Origin of the sequence: uncultured Nostoc sp. (genome assembly GCF_964247315.1) — a bacterium.
Classification (GTDB): Bacteria; Cyanobacteriota; Cyanobacteriia; order Cyanobacteriales; family Nostocaceae; genus Nostoc.
In genome coordinates this window covers 3,338-21,330 of record NZ_CAXTTT010000042.1, presented here as the reverse complement: position 1 = coordinate 21,330, position 17,993 = coordinate 3,338, and the positions used below count along the sequence as shown (strand labels likewise).

General features: G+C 39.0%; 19 protein-coding genes. 6 read left to right on the top strand and 13 right to left on the bottom strand.

Features of this window, described 5'->3' with window-relative positions; all coding sequences use genetic code 11:
• Window positions 1-87 precede the first annotated feature (87 nt).
• On the bottom strand, window positions 88-282 hold the full coding sequence (locus tag ACFE93_RS14425) for a hypothetical protein (protein WP_375473939.1): 195 nt from the start codon (window positions 280-282) through the stop codon (window positions 88-90).
• 54 nt (window positions 283-336) lie between these two features.
• Window positions 337-1,407, bottom strand: a complete 1,071-nt coding sequence (locus tag ACFE93_RS14420; RefSeq protein WP_375473938.1) for a glycosyltransferase family 4 protein — start codon at window positions 1,405-1,407, stop codon at window positions 337-339.
• Window positions 1,408-1,866: 459 nt separating this feature from the next.
• Here ACFE93_RS14420 and xth point away from each other — a divergent pair, with 459 nt between their 5' ends.
• Window positions 1,867-2,649, top strand: coding sequence for an exodeoxyribonuclease III (gene xth, locus ACFE93_RS14415; protein WP_375473937.1), 783 nt, complete (start codon window positions 1,867-1,869; stop codon window positions 2,647-2,649).
• Window positions 2,650-2,745: 96 nt separating this feature from the next.
• Here xth and ACFE93_RS14410 read toward each other — a convergent pair whose 3' ends face one another.
• The 4 genes from ACFE93_RS14410 to ACFE93_RS14395 all read right to left on the bottom strand — a co-directional run bounded on the left by ACFE93_RS14410 (window position 2,746) and on the right by ACFE93_RS14395 (window position 6,613).
• Window positions 2,746-3,834, bottom strand: coding sequence for a T3SS effector HopA1 family protein (locus ACFE93_RS14410; RefSeq protein WP_375473936.1), 1,089 nt, complete (start codon window positions 3,832-3,834; stop codon window positions 2,746-2,748).
• 104 nt (window positions 3,835-3,938) lie between these two features.
• On the bottom strand, window positions 3,939-5,180 hold the full coding sequence (locus tag ACFE93_RS14405; protein WP_375473935.1) for a phosphotransferase: 1,242 nt from the start codon (window positions 5,178-5,180) through the stop codon (window positions 3,939-3,941).
• Between the two features lie 255 nt (window positions 5,181-5,435).
• Window positions 5,436-5,645, bottom strand: coding sequence for a hypothetical protein (locus ACFE93_RS14400; protein WP_375473934.1), 210 nt, complete (start codon window positions 5,643-5,645; stop codon window positions 5,436-5,438).
• A gap of 647 nt (window positions 5,646-6,292) precedes the next feature.
• Window positions 6,293-6,613 (bottom strand): TMEM14 family protein, encoded by a 321-nt coding sequence (locus tag ACFE93_RS14395; RefSeq protein WP_375473933.1) that lies wholly within the window; start codon window positions 6,611-6,613, stop codon window positions 6,293-6,295.
• A gap of 87 nt (window positions 6,614-6,700) precedes the next feature.
• On the opposite strand from ACFE93_RS14395, the gene ACFE93_RS14390 reads away from it, so the two are divergent.
• From ACFE93_RS14390 to ACFE93_RS14380, 3 genes are all read left to right on the top strand, one after another.
• Entirely contained in the window at window positions 6,701-8,050 is a 1,350-nt protein-coding gene (locus ACFE93_RS14390; RefSeq protein WP_375473932.1) for an ATP-binding protein, read from the top strand.
• 226 nt (window positions 8,051-8,276) lie between these two features.
• Entirely contained in the window at window positions 8,277-9,566 is a 1,290-nt protein-coding gene (locus tag ACFE93_RS14385; protein WP_375473931.1) for a tellurite resistance TerB C-terminal domain-containing protein, read from the top strand.
• Between the two features lie 94 nt (window positions 9,567-9,660).
• The gene (locus tag ACFE93_RS14380) at window positions 9,661-10,989 is read left to right on the top strand and encodes an ATP-binding protein (RefSeq protein ID WP_375473930.1); all 1,329 of its coding nucleotides are present in this window, start codon (window positions 9,661-9,663) and stop codon (window positions 10,987-10,989) included.
• Between the two features lie 257 nt (window positions 10,990-11,246).
• On the opposite strand, the gene ACFE93_RS14375 is transcribed toward ACFE93_RS14380, so the two are convergent.
• Window positions 11,247-11,729: a cupin domain-containing protein gene (locus ACFE93_RS14375; protein WP_375473929.1), complete on the bottom strand. Its 483-nt coding sequence runs from the start codon at window positions 11,727-11,729 to the stop codon at window positions 11,247-11,249.
• A 307-nt stretch (window positions 11,730-12,036) separates the two neighbouring features.
• On the opposite strand from ACFE93_RS14375, the gene ACFE93_RS14370 reads away from it, so the two are divergent.
• The gene (locus ACFE93_RS14370; RefSeq protein WP_375473928.1) at window positions 12,037-12,345 is read left to right on the top strand and encodes a helix-turn-helix domain-containing protein; all 309 of its coding nucleotides are present in this window, start codon (window positions 12,037-12,039) and stop codon (window positions 12,343-12,345) included.
• 319 nt (window positions 12,346-12,664) lie between these two features.
• On the opposite strand, the gene ACFE93_RS14365 is transcribed toward ACFE93_RS14370, so the two are convergent.
• From ACFE93_RS14365 to ACFE93_RS14355, 3 genes are all read right to left on the bottom strand, one after another.
• Entirely contained in the window at window positions 12,665-13,252 is a 588-nt protein-coding gene (locus ACFE93_RS14365) for a Uma2 family endonuclease (protein WP_375473927.1), read from the bottom strand.
• Window positions 13,253-13,465: 213 nt separating this feature from the next.
• Entirely contained in the window at window positions 13,466-13,807 is a 342-nt protein-coding gene (gene cdiI / locus ACFE93_RS14360) for a ribonuclease toxin immunity protein CdiI (RefSeq protein ID WP_375473926.1), read from the bottom strand.
• 46 nt (window positions 13,808-13,853) lie between these two features.
• The gene (locus ACFE93_RS14355; RefSeq protein ID WP_375473925.1) at window positions 13,854-15,056 is read right to left on the bottom strand and encodes an AGE family epimerase/isomerase; all 1,203 of its coding nucleotides are present in this window, start codon (window positions 15,054-15,056) and stop codon (window positions 13,854-13,856) included.
• Between the two features lie 198 nt (window positions 15,057-15,254).
• Here ACFE93_RS14355 and ACFE93_RS14350 point away from each other — a divergent pair, with 198 nt between their 5' ends.
• Window positions 15,255-16,154 (top strand): aspartoacylase, encoded by a 900-nt coding sequence (locus tag ACFE93_RS14350; protein WP_375473924.1) that lies wholly within the window; start codon window positions 15,255-15,257, stop codon window positions 16,152-16,154.
• 143 nt (window positions 16,155-16,297) lie between these two features.
• Here the strand turns inward: ACFE93_RS14350 and ACFE93_RS14345 are convergent, their stop codons facing one another.
• The 3 genes from ACFE93_RS14345 to ACFE93_RS14335 all read right to left on the bottom strand — a co-directional run bounded on the left by ACFE93_RS14345 (window position 16,298) and on the right by ACFE93_RS14335 (window position 17,862).
• Window positions 16,298-16,657: a type II toxin-antitoxin system PemK/MazF family toxin gene (locus ACFE93_RS14345; RefSeq protein WP_375473923.1), complete on the bottom strand. Its 360-nt coding sequence runs from the start codon at window positions 16,655-16,657 to the stop codon at window positions 16,298-16,300.
• The gene (locus ACFE93_RS14340; RefSeq protein WP_375473922.1) at window positions 16,644-16,874 is read right to left on the bottom strand and encodes a CopG family transcriptional regulator; all 231 of its coding nucleotides are present in this window, start codon (window positions 16,872-16,874) and stop codon (window positions 16,644-16,646) included. The genes ACFE93_RS14345 and ACFE93_RS14340 overlap by 14 nt, the downstream gene beginning before the upstream one ends.
• 193 nt (window positions 16,875-17,067) lie before the next feature.
• Window positions 17,068-17,862: a Tab2/Atab2 family RNA-binding protein gene (locus ACFE93_RS14335; protein WP_375473921.1), complete on the bottom strand. Its 795-nt coding sequence runs from the start codon at window positions 17,860-17,862 to the stop codon at window positions 17,068-17,070.
• Between the last annotated feature and the right edge of the window lie 131 nt (window positions 17,863-17,993).

Sequence of the window (17,993 nt, the reverse complement as noted above, 5' to 3'; positions counted from 1 at the left end):
GCTCCATCTGATTTTACCAGTTGAGGCTTATTGATAGGTTTAAACTAAATTAGTATTGATTTTTAGGAGGTTTTATCTGTTGAAAAACTAGGTATTCACCGCTGGCTGAGGAACCACTCCGGTGTTCCGGGTTTCCACATTAGCCACATTAGGTAGGCGAGTTGCAGTTAATAGCGGTACTTCTTGTCGACACGACTGGCAAAACCAATATAGTTCACCATGACGGACATGACGCAAAAGGGAACCAGCGCAGCATGGGCAGGTGTTAGCTCTCGTACTCATACCAATATTCTCCTTAAAAAATTGTTGTTTTAAGCTCATTAAAAAAGCAGTTGATTAAAACTGAATGTTAGCTGCATGAATGCGGCCATTCGATTCTATGCGGTCTTTAATAATTTGTCTGTAAACAGCTTCATATCCGTTAACCATTTGGCTAACACTAAAGTTGTTTTCTACGTGTTTTCTACAGGTTTGACGATTGAGTTCCAAAGCTAGTGGAATCATTGCTGCCATTTCTGCATGGCTATTGCAGATAAAACCTGTTTCACCGTGGGCAATAACTTCAGGTACAGAACCTAAATTTGTGGCAATCACTGGCGTACCAGTTGCCATTGATTCAATCATTACTAACCCAAAAGGTTCTTGCCAGCTAATGGGGAAAAGAGTTATGGCAGCATTGCCCAGAAGTTCAATTTTTTCGGTGTGGTTAATTTCGCCGAGATATTCAATTTGCTGACCATCTATGTGAGGGACAATCTCTTGTTCAAAAAACTCAGAGTATATTGCATCAACCTTTCCTGCCATCTTCAAACGCCAACCACTCTGTTTAGCAATGGCGATCGCATGTTGCGGGCCTTTATCTGGCGAAAAACGACCTAAAAATGCTAAATATGGAGGTTCTAACGGTTGGGCTACAAATGGGTAATCTGCTAGCTCAATTCCGTTATAAACCGTACTAACATAATTAAGATCGATTTGACGCTGCGAGTTACTAATGCTGATATATGGTTGCTTTTGGTAGTAGCTAAATGCGTGACGGTTGTCAGTTGTAAAATTATTGTGCAGGGTGTGGACTGTAGAAGTTGCTGTTATCAAACTCGCTAAAGGTAATGCCGAAATCCCTACATGAGAATGGATAATATCGAATTGGTCAGCACGCTGGTAAACTTGGCTTAGTTCTAACATTTCATACACTGCATACTCTTTCACATTTGGGTCTAAGCGCAATGCACGTGGATAAACTGCTTCTAAATGAGCCAAAGTTTGAGAATCGCCAGAGGCAAATAAAGTTACCTCATGACCGCGACGAACAAGTTCATCAGTCAAGCGACTCACTACCAGTTCGATTCCTCCATAATTAGGAGGTGGAACCCTTTCCCATAAGGGGGCAACTTGAGCGATTTTCATAAGTTTTTCTGGTTCAGTCTATGAAATTGTCCTCAATATAATGAGCGACATCATTATTCTATGAGTAAAGAGCATTTGTACTTACTCTTTTGACATTTAAATTAACCTAACAGGCTAACAAAAGCGCAATAACGGTTAACCGTACCGCAAATTTTCTACCAACAAATCTAACGGACTATACGCAAAAGTCAACTCTGAGCTACACTTCTAACCGTATAGCTAACCTATTACTTGTTGCATCTGTCTTGGGAATCATAATAAGGTAGAATATTTTGTAGCGTAACTTACAAAATGGAATATTTTGTAGCTGCAAATACTAAAATCTTGAATGGGATCAAGTCATTAAAGCTTCATTTAAAGGTAATTAGGAAAGGGAACAGAAATTATAAATATTAAGTAATTGTACAATAATTACATAATTTGTAATTAGTAATTTAGAAAAAATCTGATAATTAACTAATGAAAATCGCTACTTGGAACGTCAACTCAATTCGCACTCGCCTTGAACAGGTTATCGATTGGTTAACCCTGAATCCCGTTGATGTTCTCTGCTTGCAAGAAACCAAAGTTGTAGATGCTGAATTTCCGCGATCGCCTTTTGAGCAGTTAGGCTATAACCTTTATATGTCAGGACAAAAATCTTATAACGGTGTAGCCTTGATTAGCCGCCAGCCACTCCTCAATGTCAGTAGCGGGTTTAGGGAGATTTTGCCAGATTTACATCACGAATGGGACGAGCAAAAGCGCGTGATTACAGGTGTAATTGATGGTGTTCAGATTATAAACTTATATGTTCCTAATGGCGCAGCGGTAGGAACTGAGAAATACGAATACAAACTGCGCTGGTTGACAGCGCTACACGAGTATTTGCGATTGCTCGTGCTGTCACAACCCGCAATTTGTGTGTGCGGCGACTTCAATATCGCCTTGGAAGATAAGGATATTCACGAGCAAGTGAGTACAGAAAATCACATTATGGCAACAGAAACAGAGCGCCAAGCCTTACGAGATATTCTGAAACTAGGATTTGCCGATGCTTTTCGCAAATTCACCACAGAAGGTGGAAATTATAGCTGGTGGGATTATCGTTCCGCCGCCTTCCGTCGTAACTTAGGTTGGCGAATTGACCATCACTATCTCACACCCATCTTGTATGAGCGTGCGACAAGTTGCATCATTGATGTTGCACCCAGAAAGTTAACTCAACCTAGCGACCATGTACCAGTTATTGTGGAATTTTGAGTGGGGATTGGGGATTGGGCATTGGGGAAAAACTTGCTGCAACTTATCCTATAGTCCCTTATCTCTTATCTCCATGCCCCATGCCCAATTAATCAATCAATTTAACGGCTTATATATATCCTCAGAACTAGGATTAAGATAAGGACGCTGCAAATCTATTAGGTGTCGCGCAAAGTGTTGGTCAATAACCCTCATCCGTTCCTCCATTGCATTTTTACCTTTTTGCCAAGCTTCTAACAGAGCATTAGCGACGATTTGGCAACGGTTCATCCCAAAACTTTCTTGTGCCGCAAATTTTTGGGTTGGTTCTTCGGCTAAACCTAACCCTGGGGCTAAAAATTTGGTAAACAAAGGAATTTCGGGCTGGAAATGGGATTGATTTTCGATATAAACAGTCTGAAGGATTGTGCGGATTGCTGGATAGTCGTGGAGTTCAAAGTAGAGTAGCCCCGAATCATAGCGTCCGTATGCAGAGGGATTGTAAAGAACCTGAAAGCTAAAGGGAATCGAGGCTGCATTTAGTTGCAGCGTTAAGCTTTCCATGAGAGCGATCGCACCAGATGGCGTAAAGTTAAAGTAGATTCGCCCTCCTCCTAAATCGGCGTCTGGGTTACTCTGCTGTTCCTGTCCAACATTGCTAACTGCTAAGTAACAGCCGTTTTGCAGTCGATTTTTAGGCATCCAGATTGCTACCATATCACCCACTTTGGTAGATTTCTTACTGGATTCTAGATGGCAGTCTGGCTCAACATAAAGTGTTAAACCGCCTTTAGTCACAGCCATAGTCCCATCAGGTTCTTTCCGTAACACCTGCCATCGAGGGTCAAAATAACCTATGCCGTGATTACTGGCGTGCAGTTGTTCGTAAAAGTCCCAGTCAATCTCCAAAATAGAATTATCTGCTAAATTATGCTTTGGCAGTCGATTAGTATTATCAGTATTGATTGCCAAAGTACTTTGCAGGGAGCCATTGTAATAGATTCCATAGAGAAAATTTCGTAGTAAGAGAGTAAGATACTTCTGTTGTAAATCTACTGAATTCTGCTGAAATCTATCGGCTATTTTAGTTGGCAGAGCGAAGGGTTGATAATTAGGATGGTAAATACAAAAATTGGACTCAATCTGGATATTATGAGCAATATCAAACAAAGAATTTAGCGATTGATTGATAGAGGAATTTAGCATTAATCCATTCCGAAATCAAACTTTAAGAAAATAGAATTCAGGAGTCAGAATTTAGAATTTAATTCTGTGTGACTGCTGCGGTAGCGCGGTTTTACTTTTTGGTATTAACAACCACGTAGCCGAGTTTTTTCATAATAAATCCGAAGTAACTGCTGCTCCTTTATAGCCTGAGGAAATTTCTGAATCTTTGCCACAGGATTCAATATTTCTAACTCTGATATCCCAAAAATGGTCAGTACACCTTGTTCTGGCATTACAAGTAAACTTTTAGCTACTTGTAGCATACAGAGTTCAGCATTATTAAAGTGTTTCTGGCATGTAATCATTTCCTGAATTTGATGAATTAGTGCCAGCCCTGCAAACTGGATAACCCGCGAAATAAAGTCACTACGGTATTCCAAAATCATCGGGAAAGCATTTATATAAGCCCTAATTAAGGTAATAATTGAAGGTTGTAAAATCTCTAACGGTGTTAACGCCAAATGTAGAGATTCTTCTAACTCAATGGTGGGGTCTACAACCAGACTCTTAAGCCAAATTTCTAAATAGCTTGCCAGTAAAGTTCCTAAATCAAAGGCTGGGTCTCCCCAAGAACAAGCTTCCCAGTCAATTAGTCGTACAAGACAATTGTCTAGTTGCTCCCACCTGGAATGAACCAAAATGTTGTTCAATTTCAGGTCGTTGTGAGTTAAGCAGCAAGGATTCCAGCTATATGCCAAATCTGCGATCGCAGATTCCAAACTCTCGTATTGTTGATAGAGAACATAGAATTTCAGTGCATCCGTGGGAACAGTCCCAAAAATCTCCGGCCCAATTGACCCCACCCCTTGAGCTGGATTGTAAAACCCATAGCGAAATTCTCCTTGGGGAGCAGTGGCCATAAAATCCCGATATTCTCGGCGGTTGTAGGTGGCGCGATGCAGTCCCGCCAAAGTAGTGCCGATGGCAGAGGCAATTTCTTGTGGAAAAATCTCATTGTTGTGGTAAAATGTCGCAAGTTCTAGATATTCACTCAGGTAGTTACGGACGAGAATAGAATTTTCTTCGTCAAAATGCATTACCAATGGTGCGATCGCTGAAGTATTACCTAGAACTGGAAAATGTTGTAGCAACTGGTGAAACAGCCACTCCTGAAACAATTCATGAGGCACGCCGTCATTGTTGTTAACGTTACGTTCTTGTTTCAGGAGCAGTTGGCAATTATCTGCTAAAGTCACTAGTAAATTGAAATTGTTCTGACTACTTCCTGGCAACTCAGATTTGTCTGATGGGCCATCTTCTGAGCTACACAGACCCGCGTCTTGCAGATACTGGATAACGTTATGAGAAGACAGTGATAATACCATGTATTATTTCCTACTTCATTAAATTACTTAAACTTATCGTGTCAAATTTGCTTGATCTTAAGAGTTTTCAGTAGATAGGAACTAATGCAAGAAGAGAGATGTGAATAACAATAAAGATTTCTACAATCTACTAATATCCCATATTTGGCAGAAAAACCTGCCAAAATGGCACCAAGTCCTTTGCAATTCCTTTAAAATTTGCTCCAATATACGTTGACATCTTTACACTTTATCAGCATAGTTACTTAGAAACATCTACAGGAAGTTTTGTGCTAGAGCCTTTTTTTGTGGCAAAGAAGCATCCCCAGCAAAAAACTGATTGGCAGCAGAGGTTGTTTGGTGTTTAGTAGTCATCCTCAAAGCAACGAAGAATTTCAGTAATCCTTCGCGGTACGAAGCACGTGATTCAATACTATTACTTTTATTTATCATCACAAAGCCAAAAAAACCGGAGTTTTTCGGCAATTAATAATTATTTTTTGATTTAATTTTCAAAATTGATGTCTGTAAAGCTTGTTATCACGTTATTTTCGTCACCTACAAATTGTAGATGACTATGGGCGATCGCAAACAAAGCCTACATGAGCGCATCTTATGTAACTATACTTTTGTCAAGTTTGAAACAGGGCATTTTTCAAGTATGATTTGTGATGATGTGCTGGCAATATCTAGTGACAAGCCCTAACAAAAAATGACAAACTTTTGTCAGCTATCATTAACCTTGGCTACATCAAATAGGAAATGGCAGATGTAGAAAGGCAATTCAACAGTAGTCTAGCAAAATCGCAACGGCGAGAAAATTTTTACTTTTCTCTCTTTACTCTCTGTCCATCTGTGGTTAATAAGTAATTTATTTAACGTCAAACGTGCAGACAATATATACTCAAGAAGAATTCGTTGCCAACAATTTTACTTACCTTGACAGAGGTACTTTGCGCCCCTACCTGATTTACCCTATTTAAACAAAAATCGCCATAACTCATTGAGAAAGCAGGAAGTTATTAGGCAAGGGTTACAAGTTAAAGTAATATAAATGTACTAATATAATTCAAAGCAGGGAAAGTTATGCCATACAAAAAAACAGGAGGGTGGTTATTGCTTAGAGACTAATGCTACCTTAAAGCCACAATTTGATTCACCATTACCGCCAATGCCAGCAGACCCAAAATCGTCATCAATCCCGCAGGCATAAACTTGCGTGTTTTTATCAATCGAAATGCAAAGATGACAACTAAAACAGCAGTAACTAACAGTGCTAAAATCGCACCCCAGGTTTGCCCTTGGAGTTGGAAGTAAGCGGCAAGTATTAGTAATAAACCGCTAATGCTACCACTTAGGAGGGAAACTCTACTTTTAGCTTGAATGTAGCCAATAACGCCACCAACAATTGCTAATATGCCGTAGGCAAAAGCAGCAACTATACCTAAATTCATTGTTAAAACCTATATAGACTTTGACTTTACTGCCAGGGTCAGCAGACAATTTACCATAGCTATTTAGCTATACTACACAGTTGATTGATGGATAATCAAACGATGCCAATGGCAAGTACTTCCTTATATACAAAAGTTCAATATCTCCAGCGCCAAACAGCCTCACTCTTACTGTACCAGTCTGTTCTCCACGGCGAAGTCGGGATAGCATTTCTGGAACTGTTGCAAGCTATACGTTACACTAACACCGATGCACGGGGTTGTCTCCAAGCCTACGGCAGTTACTTCCACGCTTTAGCTACTAGAAATCAAAACTGGGAAGACTATTTAATTACTCAACTTCTCTTCTGTGAAAATCCCTTTACAAGGCTGGCGGAAGTGCAAGAATTTGAAGATTTGCCGCCAGCTTTAGTAGCAGCAGTTCAGCATGATTTACAAATACTGCAAAGTCTTTATGAATGTAGCAGCGCTTCTTTGAGCGAGTGGGTACAAGACGTAGCTTATATGCCGATTTCACCAGTAGTATGGTATAAAGAGCAAGAATTGGTAGCGGTAGAGACAAAGTTCGCTACATATCTACAAGAATTAGATAATTGGGGTGATGCTGTAGAAGAGTTAGCTGCTTATTATCGACAATGTGGCTCTGGTTTATTTGCAGAATATCGCGCTTTACGCTGGCAATCTGGGCAATTTATCGGTATCCGCTATTCTGACCCGGTTAAACTGAGTGCGCTTGTCGGTTACGAATCTCAGAAAGATGCTTTGCTGAAAAATACAGAGTTTTTATTATCAGGAGAGATGGCACTGCATGTATTACTTTACGGTAGTCGCGGTTCTGGCAAATCTTCTTTAGTGAAATCTTTGTTGAATGAATATAGCGATCGCAGCCTCCGCTTGTTGGAAGTGGCAAAATCTGATTTAAAAGACTTACCAGAAATTGTGGAACATTTACGGGGTGTGTCACAAAAATTTATTATCTTTGTCGATGACCTTTCATTTGAAGAAGATGATGATGCTTTTAAGTCCCTCAAGGTAGTTTTAGAAGGTAATTTAACCGCCCGTCCTCAAAATGTAGTTGTGTATGCTACTTCCAATCGCCGCCATCTGATTCGGGAGTTTTTTGTGGATAGACCAACTCCCAAGGATAACGAGGAAATCCATGCCTGGGATACGATGCAGGAGAAGCTTTCGTTTAGCGATCGCTTCGGTTTAACCTTGACTTTTGAACCAGCCAATCAGAAAACTTATTTAAAAATTGTACAACATCTAGCCGCACAAGCTGAAATTAATATTACTCAAGAAGATTTGGAATTTCAAGCATTACAATGGGCAACTCGTCATAATGGTCGTTCTGGACGTACAGCACGGCAGTTTGTTGATTTTTTAAAAGCAGATTTAATACTTTTTAATACAGGTAACAATACATCCAACACGTAGAATGAAATTTTATTGGTGATTGTACTTTTATGTGATTTATACAACAATGTTATGTACCAGTAAGTAAAATTAGATATTTGAGAACGACTACGAGCATAAAGTTGACAAAAATGCTTTGTTTGACTAAACCAATTAATTAAGTATTTTATATGTAGATAAATTTTAATTAATAATTATTATGAGAACCACTTATTCAAATAATTTAACTACGCTAAAAACCAGCAATATGCAATCAGTAACGATCAGCAATCGATTTATACTAGTGATAGTTGCCTTTAGTGTGAGTTTTGGTCTAAGCCTTGTTCCAAGCTGGGATTTTAATAAAGCCTTTCTCACAGGTATAATTACTGCCGTTACTATCCATACAACAGCATTATTTATAGACAAGCGGCGCAGAAATTATGAAATGTTTGTTTTAGGTTCTCTCCGCAAGCGAATTAAAGATATAGAGGGATTAAAGGCTCGTGTTGTCAGAGAAATAAATCAAATTGAAGAACATCATAATTTACTCTATGCTGAATCACAACAGTTGCAAAATCAAGTCATAGAAAGTCGTAGCCAAAGAGATAGTATACATCGAGAATTAAGAACATTTGCAGGGCAAAAGAAGCAATTAGAAACAGAAATTAGTAGCCTGCAAACTGAAATTGATAATTTGCAGAACAATCAAACTGAATTGAACAATGCTTTTTCTATGCTCACAGCAGAGAAGCGCCGTTTAGAGTCCAATTGTAATGTATCTCGCGCTGAAATCACCCAATTGCAAAGTCAAATTTCCGAGCTACAACATGAGAAACAAGAAGTTGAAAGTAATTTAACTCTTTTAGGCAGACTCAAACCCCAATTAGAAGAAAAATTATACGAACTGCGAATTGCAATTCAAGAGCTAGAAGTTGAGACAACCCAAAATAATCAATTGCTTGTAGCAACAAAAACCGAAAGAGAAAATATCCAAGCTATCCTGAATTCTTCACAAACCCAACTAGCAGAACAAAAAGCCGAATTACAGCAATTACAAGGACAAGTTTCATTATTGCAACAAGAACGAGACTCATTACAAAATCAAGTATGGGAATTACTACAACAAGTAGAAACATTTAATTCAGAGCCTTTGTCTGATAATTCCCAAGAAGATGATATTGAGTTGTTTCCATTTTCTGAAATAATTGAATCTTCAGATGTCATTGACACATCGAAAATTGAGACATCAGAAAACATACCTGAAGAATGGACTAATTTTCTTGGAAAGCTTCCAGGACATGAGTTACAAGTATTAAAAGCCATCATTGAACAAAATAATCCCAATAGTACTATTAAAAAAATTGCCGAAGCAAATATCACTATGCCAAATTTATTAATCGATTCTATAAATGAACGGGCAAATGATACTATTGGGGAATTAATAATTAATTTTGATTCGGAAAGTCCAAAACTTTATCAGGAGCATATAACAGATGTAAAAAAAATGATTGCGATGTATGAAAGCCTCATGGCCAGACATACTTCGTCAAATTAAATTGTTATTGTCGTCGTAATATTTAGTAGTAAGGCGATGTACCTTACCTATTTACTGTGTGCTTCTGCGTTTAGAATAAAGTGAAGTGTAATACATGGCAAAGCTCAAAATCTCGAAGAAAATCTCCACTGCTTTAATCAATTCTCTTGGTGCGGGGGTAGTACCAAGAGTGGGAGTTGAATATATCGCAGTAGGTCGAGAAAAAGAATTAAAAAGCCTATTACAAAATCTCGATGATATTGCAGAAGGTGTAGCAGCATTTCGCTTTATAATTGGTAACTACGGTTCAGGGAAAAGTTTTATACTCCAACTAATTCGTAATCGAGCGATGGAGCAAGGTTTTGTAGTAGCTGATGCTGATTTATCCCCTGAACGCCGATTAGCTGGAAGCAACAATGAAGGTGTCGCTACCTATCGAGAATTAATGAGCCACCTAGCAACAAAAACTCGTCCTGATGGTGGTGCTTTAGTCTCAATTTTAGAAGGATGGATTAATAAAATTCAACAAGAAGTGGTTAAAGAAACTGAAATGCGTCCGAATGACGATGGTTTTGATGACCAAGTTGAATCGAAAATTAGAGAAGTTGTTCAGTATATTGAAGATTTAGTTCACGGTTTTGACTTTGGTAGCGTGATTATTGCTTATTGGCGTGGCTACCGATTGGATGATGATAATTTAAAAAATGCAGCGATGCGCTGGTTACGGGGAGAATTTACTACTAAAGTTGAGGCGAAAGCAGCCTTAGGAGTGCGGGTAATTATTGATGATGATAGTTGGTATGACTACATCAAACTGTTTGCGAAGTTTGTGGCTGAGATTGGCTATAAAGGACTATTAATCTTAGTTGATGAAGCCGTACATTTATATCAAATATCTACCACCGTTACACGAGAAAAGAATTATAATCGACTCCTCGCAATGTTTAACGATACCATGCAATGTAAAGCAGAACATCTTGGCATTGTTGTTGGTGGAACAAGTAAGTTTTTAGAAGACCCCAAACGAGGACTGTTTGCAGACCAAGCTTGGCAAAGACGTACAAAAGAAAGCCGTTTTGTTGCACAAGCTAATGTTCAGGAACATTTAGGGCCAGTAATTCGGCTAAATCCATTGAATGAAGCAGAAATATTGGCGCTTTTGCAACGTTTAACTGAGATTCATGCACTCAATTTTGGGTATGAACAGACTTTGACAAATCGTGAGTTGAAAGAGTTTGTGCAAGAAATTATTAATCGTTTGGGTGCGGAAGCATTACTGACACCAGGGGAAATTGTGCGAGATTTTATGAGTGTGCTGAATATTCTTCACCAAAATCCAGGAATTGCGTTTGGTGAATTAATTCATGGCTCTAAATTTAAACCTACTGCTATGGATAAAAATGCAGATGTGGATGAGGATGGTGCAGCGGAATTTAGTTTGTGATTAATGATGAAGCCACTGAACTAGAAGAACAAGCAGATTGAAAAACCTTCTTTAGAATATTATTTAAATCTTCAGTTTTCTGTGACACTTTGCAAAGTTGGTAAGTTCTTTCACATTTAACTTGAAAGGGTTAACACGATTAAATGGCAACTCGATGGTACTTTGCTGATAATGGCGACTCATATCGTCATCTGTGTGATGACATTTAAAATACCAATGAGTAAACCTCTAACAAAAGTCGAAATCTCTCATCAAATTCATTTGTTTTCAGGATTGATTAAAATAGCTTTTGGTTGATTAGCATTAAATAGAGAAGCAGACAAAAGAATAATCGGTTTGTTCGTTCTGTTTTCTGCATAATGAACTATTCCGACAGATTCAACTAAAGAATCTCCAACTGTAAGTTGTATAGTTTTCCCTTTTTGAAGAATCAATTCTGTGCCGTTAGCTTTCGTTACTTTAGCTTCTCCTTTCACAACAGTAAAAGTTAAACTTCCCACCTCTACTCGTCCAATCTGCATTCCTGGATGAGTATGAGTAGGGAGTTTTGCTCTTGGTGCGATGGTATAGCGTACAAGCTCAAGAATCTGTTTTTGATCTTGAGTAGGATAACCACTCGCTAAAACTTCACGGGTAACAGATTGAGTGTAAGTATTGGGTGAGGAGATTTCTTGGCTCTTAACAACTACACTGCCAAAAGCTAGTATAGCTAAGGGGAGAATCAGAGACAGTTTTCTCATATTAAAAGTTTTTTGTTTGGGCAATACCTTTGATTAAATCATTTTATGTTTCGTTTGTCTAATTACTTAACTTGCCAATGCTATTCAGATAATTTTTTGAGTACATTTTGAACCTCATCTGGTCTTTATAGATTAAGTTCAATGTACCTTCCATCTGCTATTTTGAAATAGCTTTTGAATATGTCTTCAAAAACTATTTCATCTTCATCAAGATTGCTAACAAAACATCGAATTAATTAAAGCAAGGCTTAATCGGGCAAAAGAGCATCACGCACAAAACTATAACCTGAAAAAAAGGAAGAGAAAAATGACTGAAGAAATCAGTGTAAAAAGAAGTAGCGGTAATGTCTTTGCAGATTTAGGTCTAGCAAACCCGGATGAACTACTTGTGAAAGCAGAACTTGCACGTCAAATCAGTGAAATCATCGCTAAACACGAGATGAATCAAGTTGAAGTCGTCGCACTATTGGGAGTTGATCAACCTAAGATTTATGCTTTAATAAGGGGAAAACTATCAGGTTTTTCAACAGAGCGACTTTTCAGATTTCTAAATGCTTTAGGTTGTGATGTGGAAATAGTAATGAAGTTGAAACCTAAATCTCAAACACAGGCTTAAACAAAAGTTTGTAGTTATGTATTAAAAAACTGGAAAATGCTTACTTACAGCATAGACAGAAGAGATTTTATTTCACTTATCTGCCTGTCAATTACATTAAAATGATTATCAAGCATTTTTAGCATTCTCAATAGCTTGTCTGAACCCATGTAATTCGGAAACAAATCCAAAATTAATATAATTAGTTCAATGTGATGCATACTAACAGCAAACTTTTTGCGTATTTTAGTATAATATCAATCATTTAAAGCATAAAGTATCAGTATTTAAACGTGTTTCAGAGAATAGAACACTTTTTTACGCGATCGCACCAACAAAATCATTCACTAGTATCTTCTGGAAACAACCGACTCAAGTCTAATAATGCATCTTCAAATCCAGGAATCGCTACTGACTGGTTAGATAGAGAAATCTGCTTGCTAAGATAGCTAAACTTATTTTGAGCATTTTGATACGGTTGGCTGTAGCGCTCAAGTTGACTATCTGGCAAATTCACAATCCAGTAATGATAAATTCCGGCTTCTGCATATAAAGACAGCTTGGTTGTTTGGTCATAATCTATTGTTTTATCCGAAATTTCAATTACTAATAAAATATCCTCGGAATAGGGATGATGAGCCAGATAATCTTTATCTCTTCCTCGTGCAATGACAACATCCGGCTCAGGTTCACTCTGATTAGGAAGGGTGATGGGATCTTGTCCACGGATGACTGCTCGATCGCCTAATAGCCGAGCCAATTGACGGCATAAGATAGAACCACAAACTGTATGAGGCGTTCCCTTGGCTGTCATTTGAATCAGTTCTCCGCGAATTAATTCAATACGATCGCCCTCTGTGAGAAATCCGAGTTCAATCAATTGATGGTATTGTGCGATCGTAAATCGCTTAGGTGTCACAGCATTCATGAGACATCCTTACTAATGACACTGATTCTACTTTTACTTGTACATTAACAGAGACTACAGCAATTTTCAGGTAAATAGACCATGCAGTAGGGGTATAGCATTGCTTATTAGTGTCAACTTAAGGTGAAAGCGAGTAAGCGAAGCGTTAATCTTGGCAGTTAAAACCTCATTAACGGAGTAAAGAACCTCGTCTAATCACTTAACTTGCCAGTGCTATTCAGATAATTTTTTGAGTATATTTTGAACTTCATCTGCTCTTTCTGGATTAAGTTCAATGTACCTTTCAGCCGCTATTTTGAGATATTTTTTGAATATCTCTTGAGAAACTATTATTTCATCTTTATCCAGAAAGCAAAAGCGAACTCCTTCAAACATATCATCCTCATCTTCGCAAGGAAATTCACACATGGCATATTCACTACCATAACCAGTACCTTCAAGAAGATAATTTAATGCATCAGGGAAAGAAATACCCGCTATTGCATTAAAGTATGACTTGACTATCCAAAGTGGATCGGTTGTATAGTCTACACCGTCAAATAATTCTTTGAGCATAAAAAATAAGATGCGTTTTCCCTGAAGATTAAACTGACTGCGTTGTTTACCGCCGCAGGCATTGCAATGCCTCAAATTGTTGCCAACAAAGGTATAATGCACGCGGTACGTGAAAACATCCTTTCCATTTGCCGCCTTTGAGGTTCAACAATACTTCTCCACGTCGATTCAGGTAGCCAAACCATTCACCATACTCGGAATCAGCAAAGTGCAACCAGGCGTAATCGTGCATCTTTTGATACCATTCCCAACAAATCTCACGCCCGGTTAGGCGATAGCCCATCGCTAATGCAACCAAAGACTCTAGGTGAACCCACCACAGCTTTTGATCCCATTCCAATTGTTGTGGGGGATGACCATCTGCATCCATAAAGTAATACAATCCCCCGTACTCGCTATCCCAAGCAAAATTCAGGATGTTTAGCACCACATCAACGGCTTGGTTAATAGTTTTGGTATCGTTTTTCCGACGCGCAATGTCCATGATGAACCACATCGCTTCGATACCGTGACCTGGATTAATCAGCCGTCCCTCAAAAGAATCTATGTGGGAACCGTCAGGGGCAACGTTTTCGTACATTAGTCCCCGTTCTTGGTCGAGAAAATCGGTCATCACTTCGCGGACTGTCTCAGCTAGAACATCCTCTAGTATTTCCTTTGGCAGCAACCATTCCATTTCTAAAGTCAGGTTGGCTAAAATCATCGGTACAGCCAATGATTTCATCGGGCGTGTGCCGGGATAGGTTTTATTATATTTGCCCTTGGGGTTATCTTTGCGGCGTAATACGTTGTTGTAAGCTTGCATTGCTACATCCTTTGCCCATTCTTCACCGCCAGCGAGTGCATATTGACTAAATGCCATTGCTGCAAAGCAATCAGAAAAGATATTGTAAGGGTGAACCAATGGTTTACCTTCACGGGTGAGGGCAAAGTACCAGTTACCATCGCTATCTCTGCCGTGTTGGGCGAGAAAATTAGCGCCATTACTAGCAATTTTCAGCCAATTTTCGCGTTTTTCTAGCTGGTTGTAAAGCATCGAAAAAGTCCACACCTGGCGGTTTTGTAGCCAGATGAATTTGTCTGTATCATAAATTTTGCCTTCGCGATCAAGGCAGGTGAAATAGCCGCCTTGCTGCCAATCAAGAGAATATTTTTCCCAAAAGGGGAGTACGTCGTTGAGGAGGGCGTTTTTGTAAAGTTCAGCGTAGGCGTAGCCCGCTGGAGGCATCGCTTGAAAATTATACTCCATAAATTTCCTCCCCTTTTGTACTCAAACCAACAGCTTAACAGTTATCATATTTTGACTCGAACATGGAGCGTAGGTGTAGCCCGTCGTAGACATCGCGTCAGTCTTTTACAAGATTTAGTCAGCAGCAGGTATACTTCTATCTTGTATCTTGCACCATTCTCAATAACCGTAGGGTAGTTTTTTAAATATGAGGTTGTTATGAGTCAGATTGAACGAGTTGCGATCGTTGGAGGAAACCACGGTAATGAGTTAACAGGAGTACATTTAGTCAAAAAGTTTCAGCAATATCCTAATTTAATTAACAGGGCAAGTTTTGAAACTTTGGCATTACTTGGTAATCTCAAAGCTATTGAAGAAGGCAAACGATACATTGACAAGGATTTAAATCGTTGTTTCACTAATCAAGGCTTACAAAATCCCCAACTCTCAAGTTATGAAGATATGCGGGCAAAAGCAATTCAACAGATATTGCAACCGCAAAATCAGCCTTTTGTAGATGTAATTGTTGATTTGCACAGCACAACTGCCAATATGGGTTTAAGTCTGATTTTTTGTGATATGCATCCTTTATTACTTCGGTTAGGTGCTTATTTAAGTTCTATCAATCCTTTAGTAAAAGTCTGTATTAATCAGCAATCTAAAGAAAATGGTTTTCTCCGTTCTTTGTGTGAATTGGGTTTTGTTATAGAAGTTGGGGCTGTAGCTCAAAATGTTTTAAACGCCGAATTATTTCAGGAAACAGAACAGCTTATTTATGCAGTTTTAGATTATTTTGAAGGGTGCAACCAGGGGAATGTTCCGCAGACAAGCAACCACCTTACACTTTATAAATATATTCAGACTATCGATTATCCGAGAAGCGATGCCTACGGCGGGCTGCACCTACGCGGAGAAATTCAAGCCATGATTCACCCCCAGCTTCAGTTTAGGGATTATGAACCTTTGCATCCAGGCGATCCAATGTTTCTAACTTTTGAAGGAAAAGATATTTTCTATGAGGGAGAGTCTACTGTTTATCCTATTTTTATTAATGAGGCAGCTTACTACGAGAAAGGAATTGCAATGTATTTAAGTCAAAAGCAGGAAGAAGTAGTTTAATTTGTTTGCCCTTATAACCAAGACTGCAAATCAGCCAAAGTAGTAAAATGGTTCTTAAGTTAATTTTTATGATTACAAAGCTTATTACAGAAAAGCGATCGGCTTCGCCTCACTTTTATCTCTATTTTTATTCTCTAACACCCTTAAACCACAAATCCCAGAACTACATTTAAAGCTGTATGAATAAGTTCCCAATATTCTGATTCCAATACACCAACTAAACCCAAAATACGACTATGATCAACAGCACGAATTTGCCCAACATCAATAAAACGGTCTTGGTCTAGCCCATTATTTAGTGTTGCTTTTATATTGACAACATAGGGGGCTTGTTTACTTCCAGGGCGAAATGGTATGACAATTGTCAGCAATCCATACTGATTCATGATGTCATTTTGCACAATCAAACAAGCGCGGATTTTTTTTGCTTCAGCCCCCACTGTTGGATCGAGATTCACCCAACGTATTTCTCCTCGCCGATAAGTTAAATTACTCCCTGGCATTTATGCCATCTCCTGCAACGCCGTCCCAAGCAGCAATTTCAGCTTGATACTCTGTATTTTCAGCATCCTGCTTTAGCGCTGTAATCATTTCTGCTGCTAAAACTTGGCGGCGGTGTTCTGCCAGCAGTGTATTGATGTATGCACTACGGTTCCCCTGTGCATACTGATCTATAAATTGCAGAATGTCTTCTTCTAAAGTAATTGTGACTTTGAGCATCTATAATTAATTTTTAGTATTACTATTTAGTATGACTTTCTCATCATACTAAAATTTGCTAAACTTATACACCTGGGCCATATAGGCAAATTACAGTAAAGCCTAGACACATATTCCCTTGTAGTCAGACATCGCTTTAGTCGATTTATTTAGCTATCAAAATTAAGCAGACAAATATTTTTGGCAATTAATATCAATTTTCTACCCGCAATAACCAAAAGCCGCTATAAGTCATACCAGAATCATCGGGTTGAACTAACAAAAAATGCAATCCTCGGCAATGCTTTTTGCGTTGTTCAAATGCTTGGGCTGCTGTTGTAACTTCTGGATCTTCAAATGTGGCAACAATCCACCTATCCACCAAGCTAGCTTCTAATATTAAGCCATCCGGTGCGCCAGAAATGTAGTTCAAGCTTACAGGACGGGCTTGCTGCAACCACCGTGCTAGGCGCATCGATTGCCGTCCACCATAAATTACTACACCAGGAACAGGAACTGTTGATGCTAAACCCAAATTGATTGGTTTGAGATGTTCTGGGATGTGCAAAATGGGAATGGGGCGATCGCTAAATCTCGTTTCTACATCACTAGCAGCTAGAGTCGCAAAACGCCATTGTTCTCCCCAGAGATTTTCTGGTAATGGTGCTGGGGGTGGTTTATCCAGCGTTAAAGGATATTGCTTTTCTTGTAACCACTGCTTTAACGCCAAGGTGTGGCGGGTAGGTTCGACATTAATACTTAAATTGCGTCCTGCCGCCTCAATTAAGCTGAGAGACTGCGGACGAAACACCTGAATTACATCTGGCAATTTTTCACCAGCAGCTAGCTCAAGTTGAGTCACAACCCAATTAGAATTTGCTGTTGACTGGAGACAGGTGGCTTCATATTCAAAGCTACGAGTTGCGTCACAAATCAACAACTCCCATAAAATTTGTCCAGACGCATCTTGTGAGGGACGACGATAAAAATCAATCTGCCAAATTTTCATAATTATGTGGGCATGGGGTATTGGGCATAGGGCATGGAGGGATGGGAGAGATCGGTGAGAGTTAAAACTGAAAGTTTTAAGTTCAGAGGCTCAACTTCCGAGTTCAGAGGCTCAACTTCCGAGTTCAGAGG

Bases quoted from the DNA above. Each gene is read 5' to 3' on its own strand.
- ACFE93_RS14375 (WP_375473929.1), bottom strand. From the start codon at position 11,729: ATGAGAAAACTGTCTCTGATTCTCCCCTTAGCTATACTAGCTTTTGGC.
- ACFE93_RS14420 (WP_375473938.1), bottom strand. From the start codon at position 1,407: ATGAAAATCGCTCAAGTTGCCCCCTTATGGGAAAGGGTTCCACCTCCT.
- ACFE93_RS14410 (WP_375473936.1), bottom strand. From the start codon at position 3,834: ATGCTAAATTCCTCTATCAATCAATCGCTAAATTCTTTGTTTGATATT.
- ACFE93_RS14335 (WP_375473921.1), bottom strand. From the start codon at position 17,862: ATGAAAATTTGGCAGATTGATTTTTATCGTCGTCCCTCACAAGATGCG.
- ACFE93_RS14355 (WP_375473925.1), bottom strand. From the start codon at position 15,056: ATGGAGTATAATTTTCAAGCGATGCCTCCAGCGGGCTACGCCTACGCT.
- xth (WP_375473937.1), top strand. From the start codon at position 1,867: ATGAAAATCGCTACTTGGAACGTCAACTCAATTCGCACTCGCCTTGAA.
- ACFE93_RS14385 (WP_375473931.1), top strand. From the start codon at position 8,277: ATGCAATCAGTAACGATCAGCAATCGATTTATACTAGTGATAGTTGCC.
- ACFE93_RS14395 (WP_375473933.1), bottom strand. From the start codon at position 6,613: ATGAATTTAGGTATAGTTGCTGCTTTTGCCTACGGCATATTAGCAATT.
- ACFE93_RS14390 (WP_375473932.1), top strand. From the start codon at position 6,701: ATGGATAATCAAACGATGCCAATGGCAAGTACTTCCTTATATACAAAA.
- ACFE93_RS14365 (WP_375473927.1), bottom strand. From the start codon at position 13,252: ATGAATGCTGTGACACCTAAGCGATTTACGATCGCACAATACCATCAA.
- ACFE93_RS14405 (WP_375473935.1), bottom strand. From the start codon at position 5,180: ATGGTATTATCACTGTCTTCTCATAACGTTATCCAGTATCTGCAAGAC.
- ACFE93_RS14370 (WP_375473928.1), top strand. From the start codon at position 12,037: ATGACTGAAGAAATCAGTGTAAAAAGAAGTAGCGGTAATGTCTTTGCA.
- ACFE93_RS14425 (WP_375473939.1), bottom strand. From the start codon at position 282: ATGAGTACGAGAGCTAACACCTGCCCATGCTGCGCTGGTTCCCTTTTG.
- ACFE93_RS14345 (WP_375473923.1), bottom strand. From the start codon at position 16,657: ATGCCAGGGAGTAATTTAACTTATCGGCGAGGAGAAATACGTTGGGTG.
- ACFE93_RS14380 (WP_375473930.1), top strand. From the start codon at position 9,661: ATGGCAAAGCTCAAAATCTCGAAGAAAATCTCCACTGCTTTAATCAAT.
- cdiI (WP_375473926.1), bottom strand. From the start codon at position 13,807: ATGCTCAAAGAATTATTTGACGGTGTAGACTATACAACCGATCCACTT.
- ACFE93_RS14350 (WP_375473924.1), top strand. From the start codon at position 15,255: ATGAGTCAGATTGAACGAGTTGCGATCGTTGGAGGAAACCACGGTAAT.
- ACFE93_RS14340 (WP_375473922.1), bottom strand. From the start codon at position 16,874: ATGCTCAAAGTCACAATTACTTTAGAAGAAGACATTCTGCAATTTATA.